This window comes from Rhodococcus sp. (in: high G+C Gram-positive bacteria), assembly GCF_049286785.1.
Taxonomy (GTDB): domain Bacteria; phylum Actinomycetota; class Actinomycetes; order Mycobacteriales; family Mycobacteriaceae; genus Rhodococcus_F.
Map to the genome: position 1 here is coordinate 1 of NZ_JBAQEO010000643.1, position 8944 is coordinate 8944.

An 8944-nucleotide genomic window follows, 5' to 3' on the forward strand; every position below is an offset into this window, starting at 1 on the left:
GCCTGAATCCCGAAAGTGGCCAACCATTCGGCGGCCTCGACATTGGGTCCGGGCACGCCGTCGGTCTGACCGAGGTAGACGTCCTGGTCGCCGAAGTTGCGCGCCCAGCCGCTGCGCACCAGCACCACGTCGCCCTTGCGCGGGGTGACACCGGCCGCCTCCGCGGCGCCCTTCAGGTCGTCCGCAGTGATCGCATAACCGGCCGGCAGGGTATCGACGCCGTGCAATTTCGCGACGTCGAGGAGCAGTCCGCGCGTCATCATGAACGGAATCTGCTCGGCACCTTTGTCTTTGAAACGGCCTCCGGACTGGGCCTCGTAGGCGTCGACATCGCCGTTGAGTTTGCCGCAGTCGCTGACGTGGGAGAGCGCGTCGACGTGGGTGCCGACGTGACCACCGGTCACGATGATTTCGTTGGCAGCGGAGCCACCGTCCGGGCGGACCATGTCACCGTGGCGACGAATCAGCGTCATCCGGAAGCCCGGATGATTCGGGGAGCAGGGCATCCCGGTGAAGTACGGGTGTCCCAACTCGATCGAGCGCACGCCGGCGGTTACCGCGCCGAGCAACGAATCTGTGGTGGTCGGTGCTGTCATGACAACTCCTGAGGTGTTCTGGGAGGAAATATTGAGAGTTGCCGAGCGCAATTGTCTTCTCGGCTGGTGTGAAAAGTCAGGACGCGATGCCATCGCGTTGCGCGAGCGAGAGCACCACCCGCGCCTGTTCGACGACGGCAGGATCTATGAAGCAGCCGTCGGAGTCGAGCAGGGCTGCCGATCCGTTGTCGGCAGCCTCCTGCGCTGCATCGACGACGGCCTGCGCTGCGGTGATCTCGGCGTCGGAGGGGGTAAAGACGTCGTTGACGATCGGGATCTGAGTGGGATGGATGACGGTGCGGCCGTGGAAGCCGTACTCGCGGGAGCGAATACTCGATGCCCGAAGGCCGTCCAGATCTCGCACGTGTGTCCAGACGCTCTGCGCTGGTGACGGCAATCCTGCTGCCCGAGCAGCGGTCACGAGCCATCCACGAGCCCAGTCCAGTCCATTCGGACCGACCCGAAGATCCGCGGAAAGATCGGCCTCCCCGAGACTGATTCCCACGACGCTCGGATGTGCACGTGCCAGTGCCGGCGCATCGAGCAGTCCCCGAGCGCTCTCGATGATCAGTAGTAGCGGCAGCCTCGAAGCCTCCGCGATCGCGCACACCGACTCTACCGATTCCACTTTGGGGACCCGTAGTCCGTCGATCCCCGAACCCGCCAGCGCCGCGACGTCGTGGTCGTGCCACGGACTTCCCGCCTGGTTGATCCGGACCCAGATCTGCGGCCCGTCGACAGTATCCCCCCGGTCGGCCGCGATCATGGCTGCATTGTCACGGGCCTGGTCCTTGGCCTCGGCCGGGACCGCATCCTCGAGGTCGATGATGACCGCATCTGCACCACTGTCGAGCGCCTTCGATATCAGTCGCTCTTTGTGTCCGGGGACGTACAGCCAGGAACGTGCTGGTGCTCTCATGGATTCTTTCTCGCGATCGGATCGGGAAGACCGCCCCGCCATCCGAGTGCGCGGGAAACGCGGTCGGATGCCGCGATAATCATGGCGGTATGGGACTGACAGAATGTCTCGGTCATGCGATGCGCTGGGCCACAGACCGAGAGCGCGCCGACCACTTTGCCGTCGAGATCGAATATCGGGGCCGCCATCGACGCGGCATCTTCCTGCCGTTCTCCGGCGGACTGGGAGTATCCGGCGCGTCGTATCTGCATCAGCATCTCACCGAGCACCGTCGGGTCGGTTATGGTGTGCGAGGTCAGAGCCGGAAGTTCCTGCGCGAGAACTTCTTCGATCTCCTCCGGGGGCAGGAACGCAAGGATGCAACGTCCCGAGCTACCACTGTGAAGCGGGAAGCGACGACCGAGTTCCACCGTCATCTTGATTTCTCTTTGGCTTTCGATCTGATCGAGGTATACGCGCCCACCACCGACCATCGCCGACAGCGTCGCAGTTTCATCGGTGAGCCGTGCGATGTCCTCGAGTACCGGGCGCGCCACTTCGCGAATGGGTGAGGTGCGCAACGCGCGCGCTCCTAGAGCCGCCGCAGCCGGCCCCAGTGAATAGCCACGCTCGGCACCGCCGGCGACGAGCAATCCGCGGTCCACGAAGCTGGTGAGCACGCGGTGCACCACGGCCTTCGACAGTTCCAGATCGCGGGCGATCTTGGACACGCCGAGAGACTCTTCGCCGTCCACGAAGAGCAAGAGAATATCGGCGGCTCGATCCGCCGAGGTCGTCCCCTGGGTAACCACTGGGCTGCCGCCTTTCACCGTGCTCGATCAATTAGCTATTCAATCTATAGCACCGTTTCCACCAGCGGAACACTTCCACGGCTCATAGGTCAGGATACTCGATCGCGGACCTAACGCGGATTTAACATTGGCCCTCTAATGTCCAGCTTGACCTGCACTGGGATACAGTGCGGTAGTCCGCAGGCGAAATCCTCACTATCGTTTCGCCAAGCGGAACCATATGGTGAAGGTGAAAGCGTTGACGCTTTCCAGGCTGTCCACGCTGCGTTGCACGCAGCACGGTAAGGAGGCAAGGTCCGGTATGAGTGCACCAGCATCGAGTAGCGAAGGACCCGACCTCGTAGTGGCGGGCGCCGGCGGCGGGTTGGCCGCGGCCCTACGTGCGGCCGAACTCGGTCTCGACGTCCTTGTCGTGGAAGCCAGTGAGCATTTCCGGCGGGGTAACAACACGTCGATGTCGACGGCGATGATCCCCGGGGCAGGATCACGGTGGCAAGTGGCCGAGGGCGTGGAGGATTCCCCGGAGCAGTTCATTGCCGACGTGATGAAGAAGACGAAGGGTGCCGCAGATGCGCGGTTGACCCAGGCTATGGCCGAAGTCAGTGCGCCGCTGGTGGAATGGATGGCCGATCACCTGGCGATTCCTCTGACCCTGGTCACGGACTTCGCCTACCCCGGGCATTCGGCATTTCGCTGCCACACCATCGAGGGCCGTCACGGCTCCGTCCTTCTCGATCACCTCACGCAGGCAGTGTCCGCGAGCGAGAAGATCGACCTATTGGTTCCCGCCAGGTTGACCGAGGTCCTGCTCGACGACGATCACGCAGTACGCGCAGTCGTGGTCGCGATGCCCGACGGCAGTACAGAGGAAATTCCGACGCGTGCAGTCGTGCTCGCGACCAATGGATACGGCGCGAGCTCCGAACTCGTTCGCGAACTTGTTCCCGAGATTGCCGATGCCCGTTATCACGGCAGTGAGACATCGCTGGGTGACGCCCTCCGCATCGGCTCGGATCTCGGTGCGGATTCCGCCTTCCTGGACGCGTACCAGGGCCATGCGGCACTGTCGAAGAAAGCCACCTCCCTGGTCGGCTGGGCCACGATCATGCACGGCGGTATCATCCTCGGACTCGACGGCCACCGCTTCGGCGACGAGACGACCGGGTACTCCGAATATGCCGCCACATTGGCGGCGCAGCCAGGTTCCGAAGGTTGGATCGTCATCGACCAAGCCATCTTCGACAAGTGCCTGGCCTTCACCGACTTCCAGCAGACAGTCGATTCCGGGGCCTTTGTATGGGCGGACACAGCCACCGATCTGGCCCGAGTCACCGGCCTTCCCGTTGACGCTACAACTCAGGAACTTGCAGACGTCGACGCCATCGCGCGCGGCGAGTCTGCCGATTCACACGGTCGCACCTCTTTCGCGAACCCGCTTGTCGCGCCGTATGCGGCCGTCAAGATCGTGCCGGCACTCTTCCACACCCAGGGCGGACTCGTCGTCGACGAACATGCGCGGGTGCTGCGCCCCGACGGCACCCCCATCACTGGCGTCTACGCCTCTGGTGGCGCTGCCATGGGCATCTCCGGGCACGGCGCCTCCGGATACCTGGCAGGCAATGGCCTACTTCCCGCACTGGGCCTGGCTTACCTTGCCGCCAATTCCGTTGCTGCACAGCACTAATAACCACGAGACCACCAGCACTCCCAAAACCCCCACTTCCGATACTCGGTTCACCTGAACTGCTCCGGCGGCCCAAGGCCACCGACGACGAAAGGATCCACATGACGAGCATCTCACTCCTGATCAAGAACGCTCGGGTCGTGCGCCCCGGCGCCGACGCACCCGAGAACGGCGAACTGCTCGACATCGCCATCGTCGACGGCAAGATCACGCGCCTCGAAGCGAACATCCCGGCAGAGGAGGCCGCCGAGGTCATCGACGCAGCCGGCAAGGTCGCGTTCCCCGGTGTCGTCGACGGCCATCAGCACTGGGGCATCTACAACCCGCTCCGCCAAGATGCCTCGATCGAGTCCCGCGCCTGCGCGCAGGGCGGTGTCACCACCTCGCTGTCGTACATGCGCACGGGCCAGTACTACATGAACAAGGGCGGCGCGTACGCCGATGTCTTCCCCGAGGTCCTCGCCGAGACCGAAGGAAGGCCCTATGTCGATTACGCCTATCACCTGGCCCCGATGTCCAAGGAACAGATCGGCGAGATCCCGTCGCTGATCACCGATCACGGTGTGACGTCCTTCAAGATCTTCATGTTCTACGGCAGCCACGGCCTGCACGGACGTTCCAGCGATCAGAGTGAATTCCTGATGATCCCGAAGGAAGAGCGCTACGACATCGCTCACTTCGAGTTCGTAATGCGCGGCATCCAGGCTGCACGTGAGCAGCTCGGCGACAAGGCCGATCACATCTCGCTGTCCCTGCACTGCGAGACCGCAGAGATCATGAGTGCTTACACCAAGATCGTCGAAGAGGAGGGCACCCTGACCGGCCTGGCCGCGTACAGCGCTTCACGCCCGCCGCACTCCGAGGGTCTGGCCGTCACCATCGCCTCGTTCCTGGCCGACGAGACGCAGCTCCCGAACATCAATCTGCTGCACCTGACCTCACGCAAGGCGCTGACCGCAGCTATGCGAATGGCAAAGGCATTCCCGCACATCAACTTCCGACGCGAAGTGACCATCGGACACCTGCTCGCCGACATCGACACCGCGTACGGCCTCGGCGGCAAGGTCAACCCGCCGCTGCGTCCCCGTGAGGACGTCGAGGCACTGTGGGAGCACCTCGTCGCCGGCGACATCGACTGGGTCGTCTCCGACCATGCATGCTGCAAGGACGAAAAGAAGTTCGCCGAGGATCGGGGCGACATCTTTGCCGCCAAGTCCGGCTTCGGTGGCGCCGAGTACCTGCTGCCCGGCCTCCTGACCGAGGGTCGCAAGCGCGGCCTGAGCCTTCGCCGCATCGCGGAACTGACCGCATCGAACCCGGCCGAGCGTTACGGCCTGCCCGGCAAGGGGCGCCTCGAGGTCGGTTTCGACGCCGATATCGCCCTGGTCGACCCCGCACACACGTACACCGTGCGCGCCGAGGATTCGGAGTCCGCACAGGAATACACCCCGTTCGAAGGCTTCGAGCTGACCGCCAAGGTCACCGACACCTTCGTCCGCGGCAACCACGTGTTCGCAGACGGCGCCGTATCGGGAGAGCCGGTCGGTCGCTACCTGCACCGCCCGTACTGATCCTTACGACTCACCCCCGAACGCCCGGCGGGGCGGTCGCGCTTCGAGCCCTGCCCCGCCGGCGCTTGACCCCTTCTCCTTATAACTGCGATAACTGCGCCCCACAGATCCCGAGGAACCGTGACCACTTCATCTGAACCCACCGGCCCACTGAAGGGCATTCGAGTCCTCGATGTCTCGACGATTCTCGCAGGGCCCCTGGTGGCCCAGATCCTCGGCGACTTCGGTGCAGACGTCATCAAGATCGAACATCCGAGCCGGCCGGACGGAATGCGCGGCCACGGCTTGGAGAAGGACGGCCAACCGCTGTGGTGGAAGATGGTCGCCCGCAACAAGAAGACCCTGTCGCTGTATCTCGGCTCCGAGGAAGGTGCCGAAATATTCAAGAAGCTCGTCGCGGACGCGGACGTCGTCATCGAGAACTTCCGCCCCGGCACCTTCGAAAAGTGGGGCCTCGGATACGACGTGCTCTCGGAACACAATCCGGGTCTGATCATGTTGCGTGTCACCGGTTTCGGACAGACCGGACCCTATTCCAGACGGCCGGCCTTCGGCACGCTGGTCGAATCGATGAGTGGATTTGCGCATCTGACCGGGGCCGCCGACGGACCCCCCCACACTGCCCGCATTCGGCTTGGCCGATTCGATCGCCGGGATCGCCGGGTCCTCCGCCGTCTCCATGGCGCTCTACAACCGGACCCAGAACGAGGGCAAGGGGCAGGTTATCGATCTGGATCTACTGAGCCCCATCATGACGGCTGTCGGACCGGGTGTCATCTACGCCGATCAACTCGGCATAGACCAGAAGCGCTCCGGTAATCGCTCCAGTAACAATGCCCCCCGCAACCTCTACCTCACAGCGGACGACCACTGGCTGGCCATCTCTACCAGCGCAAACTCCATCGCTGAACGCGTCCTGGAACTGGTCGGACATCCCGAGGTCATCGCAGAACCCTGGTTCGCCACCGGCCGTGAACGTGCCGAGCATGCCGATCTGCTCGACGGCTACGTCGGCGATTGGATCCGGGCCCGCACCCGGGACGAGGTCATCCAGGCGTTCGAGGACGCAGGCGCGGCTGTGGCCCCCGTGTACAAGCCCAGCGATATTCTCAGCGATCCCCAGGTCAAATCCATCGGGATGACCACCACCGTCGAAGATGCCGACCTGGGCCCGATGCAGATGCAGAACGTGATGTGGCGAATGAGCGAGACGCCGGGCAACATCCGGCACACCGGACGCGCTCACGGCGCCGATACCGACGAAATCCTCCATGACCTGGGCTTCGACGACACACGTATTGCAGCGCTACAAGCACGCAACGTGGTGTAACCGCACCCTCCGCAACCGGTTGCGTCCAACACGATCCCGAGATTTACCGGGAAGTAACAAACTGTCGCGTGCCGAGCGACGAGAAGTCCCGAAGGAAGCTCCCGGCAAACAATTTCTACATCACGGGACCGCAATTCCCATGGTTTGCGACTAGACTAGCGCAATTCGGAGCTCCGAAAACTGGACGTAACCTGCACCACACCTTCAGGTTTACACAACGGCAACATAACGGCCCAAAACCGCCGAGATTCCCTGACAGGCAACACAAATACCGCCTTGACGCAGGGTTCAGCAAACGCCTACAGTCTGGCTATCCACACTGTGGCAATACTCTCACCACATAGCGAATGGACTGTCATGAAGGTTGAACTGAAACAACGCGGACGCGCAGGACTGGAGTTTCTTGGCGCTGTACAGGTGTTTTCCGGAAAAACCCTCCAGCCTACCGCCGAAGCCGAGTACGTCGCCGCAGTCCCCAACCCGCCACTTGAGTTAGATGCCCGTCGCGAATCTGTCAACTCGACGTTGAATTCCTCCGCATCCTGGAAATTCGACCGGCTTCTCACCCGTTGGGTTGCCGAAGAGATCTATGTGCGCGCACTACCCGCCATCGAAAAGGTCCGACCCGAGGTCGAGGCGTGGCTCGACGTCAAGCAGCCCAGCGGCACCCTGACCCTCAACTCCGACGTAGAGCCTCCCGCATACTGGGAACACGGATTCCATCTGACCCCCGGAGGTTGGGATGGCCACGATCTGATGGGTCCGGCAATCTCGGAACTCGTCGTCACCTATGTCCTGTCCCCCGGCGGCGTGGGCGCAGTGCGCACCGGCGAAAACTCGACGGACCAACGCGTCCTGGTTGCCCGTGAAGCACCCCTCGATCACTACAAGCACATCGTGGACTTCGGTTCCGGCGGTGGCCGGTTCACGTTCGCCCTGCGCGAGACCTACCCGGATGCGCGCATTACCGGCGTCGAACTGTCCCAGTCCGCCCTGCGGCACGCCTTCGCCCTGGCGTCGCAACAGCAGATGGACATCGACTGGATTCACGCCTCCGCTGAGCAGACCGGCCTCGAATCCGAATCAGCCGACCTGGTCGCGTTCTACACACTGATGCACGAGGTCCCGGTTGCAGCCAACAAGAAGATCCTCGCCGAGGCATTCCGCGTACTCGAGCCCGGCGGCCACCTGCTCATCAGTGAAATCGCACCGTACGACAAGCAGTCGGCATTCCGCGCGGTTGTACTCGATTGGGAGACCGAAAACCGTGGCGAACCCTACTGGCGTGAGGTGATGGCGACGGATTGGCCTGCCGCCCTCGCCGAGGCCGGCTTCACCGAGATAGAAGCCTACGGCGTGGGCGGCGGCGTGTACCCGTGGGTGACCCGGGCCGCCAAGCCGCTCTGACTTCTCCTCGCCACCGACCCAACAGCCGATACAGGAGTACGACATGTCCGCAGGAGTCGCCACCGAGCGCCCGCAGTACCTCGAATCCGCGAGATTGGACGACCTCGCCCGCATGGTCACCGAATTGACATCCGAGTTGTGGATTCTCAAGGACCGCAACATGATCCTGGAAAAGCTTCTCGAAGAGAGCGGTGTGCTGACCGGCGGCGCGGTCGACGAATACCAGCCCGACGCGACGCTGTCGGCAACGCTTCTCGGCGAACGTCGAGCACTGACACAGCGCGTCTTCGGGGCGATCCTTCCCTCTGACGACCGCGTTGCCCGCGCGCTGACCCACTGAAGCACTCGCGCTGACACACACTCTGATCTTCACCTCTCGAAACCCTCACTCGCACAGTTCATTCACCCAAGGAGTTCTCGTGGCCCCCCGCAAGCCCCTCTCCGGCGTCTCTGTCGACCGCCGACGCTTCCTGCAGTTCGGCGCAATGGGCGCGGGCTTCCTCCTGGCCGGCGGCGCGTTGACAGGCTGCTCTACCGGAACCGAATCCTCCGGCGCTGTCGCCGACCGCCTCGTCGTCGGCACCACTACGTCGATCAATCCGCTGACCGGCCTGAACTCGTCTTACCAGACGTACCAGTACAACGC

8 protein-coding genes and 1 pseudogene are annotated in these 8944 nt (G+C 63.2%); 6 read left to right on the forward strand and 3 right to left on the reverse strand.

The features are described from left to right. From WAW17_RS23285 to WAW17_RS23295, 3 genes are all read right to left on the reverse strand, one after another. A partial coding sequence (locus WAW17_RS23285; protein WP_422335271.1) for a cyclase family protein occupies positions 1 to 596 on the reverse strand: 596 nt, incomplete at its 3' end. Between the two features lie 76 nt (positions 597 to 672). Next, the gene (locus WAW17_RS23290) at positions 673 to 1515 is read right to left on the reverse strand and encodes an HpcH/HpaI aldolase/citrate lyase family protein (protein ID WP_422335272.1); all 843 of its coding nucleotides are present in this window, start codon (positions 1513 to 1515) and stop codon (positions 673 to 675) included. Further along, entirely contained in the window at positions 1512 to 2306 is a 795-nt protein-coding gene (locus tag WAW17_RS23295) for an IclR family transcriptional regulator (protein ID WP_422335273.1), read from the reverse strand. Before WAW17_RS23295 ends, WAW17_RS23290 begins: the two co-directional genes overlap by 4 nt. Positions 2307 to 2607: 301 nt before the next feature. Here WAW17_RS23295 and WAW17_RS23300 point away from each other — a divergent pair, with 301 nt between their 5' ends. The 6 genes and pseudogenes from WAW17_RS23300 to WAW17_RS23325 form a co-directional block, all read left to right on the forward strand. Further along, complete coding sequence (locus WAW17_RS23300; RefSeq protein WP_422335274.1) at positions 2608 to 3990, forward strand: FAD-dependent oxidoreductase; 1383 nt, start codon at positions 2608 to 2610, stop codon at positions 3988 to 3990. Positions 3991 to 4091: 101 nt separating this feature from the next. Then, a complete protein-coding gene (locus WAW17_RS23305; protein WP_422335275.1) occupies positions 4092 to 5561 on the forward strand; it encodes a dihydroorotase in 1470 nt (489 codons plus the stop codon). Positions 5562 to 5681: 120 nt separating this feature from the next. Next, positions 5682 to 6891 (forward strand): annotated as a pseudogene (locus WAW17_RS23310) (CaiB/BaiF CoA transferase family protein). A 357-nt stretch (positions 6892 to 7248) separates the two neighbouring features. Beyond that, the gene (locus tag WAW17_RS23315) at positions 7249 to 8298 is read left to right on the forward strand and encodes a class I SAM-dependent methyltransferase (protein ID WP_422335276.1); all 1050 of its coding nucleotides are present in this window, start codon (positions 7249 to 7251) and stop codon (positions 8296 to 8298) included. Between the two features lie 43 nt (positions 8299 to 8341). Continuing rightward, positions 8342 to 8638 carry a hypothetical protein gene (locus WAW17_RS23320; protein WP_422335277.1) on the forward strand — a complete coding sequence of 99 codons (297 nt, stop codon included), beginning with the start codon at positions 8342 to 8344 and terminating at the stop codon, positions 8636 to 8638. 79 nt (positions 8639 to 8717) lie between these two features. Continuing rightward, positions 8718 to 8944, forward strand: a 227-nt coding sequence (locus tag WAW17_RS23325; protein ID WP_422335278.1) for a hypothetical protein, incomplete at its 3' end; no start/stop codon positions are given.

Coding starts and splice junctions, on each gene's coding strand:
- WAW17_RS23300 (WP_422335274.1), top strand. CDS start 2,608: ATGAGTGCACCAGCATCGAGTAGCGAAGGACCCGACCTCGTAGTGGCG.
- WAW17_RS23315 (WP_422335276.1), top strand. CDS start 7,249: ATGAAGGTTGAACTGAAACAACGCGGACGCGCAGGACTGGAGTTTCTT.
- WAW17_RS23320 (WP_422335277.1), top strand. CDS start 8,342: ATGTCCGCAGGAGTCGCCACCGAGCGCCCGCAGTACCTCGAATCCGCG.
- WAW17_RS23290 (WP_422335272.1), bottom strand. CDS start 1,515: ATGAGAGCACCAGCACGTTCCTGGCTGTACGTCCCCGGACACAAAGAG.
- WAW17_RS23305 (WP_422335275.1), top strand. CDS start 4,092: ATGACGAGCATCTCACTCCTGATCAAGAACGCTCGGGTCGTGCGCCCC.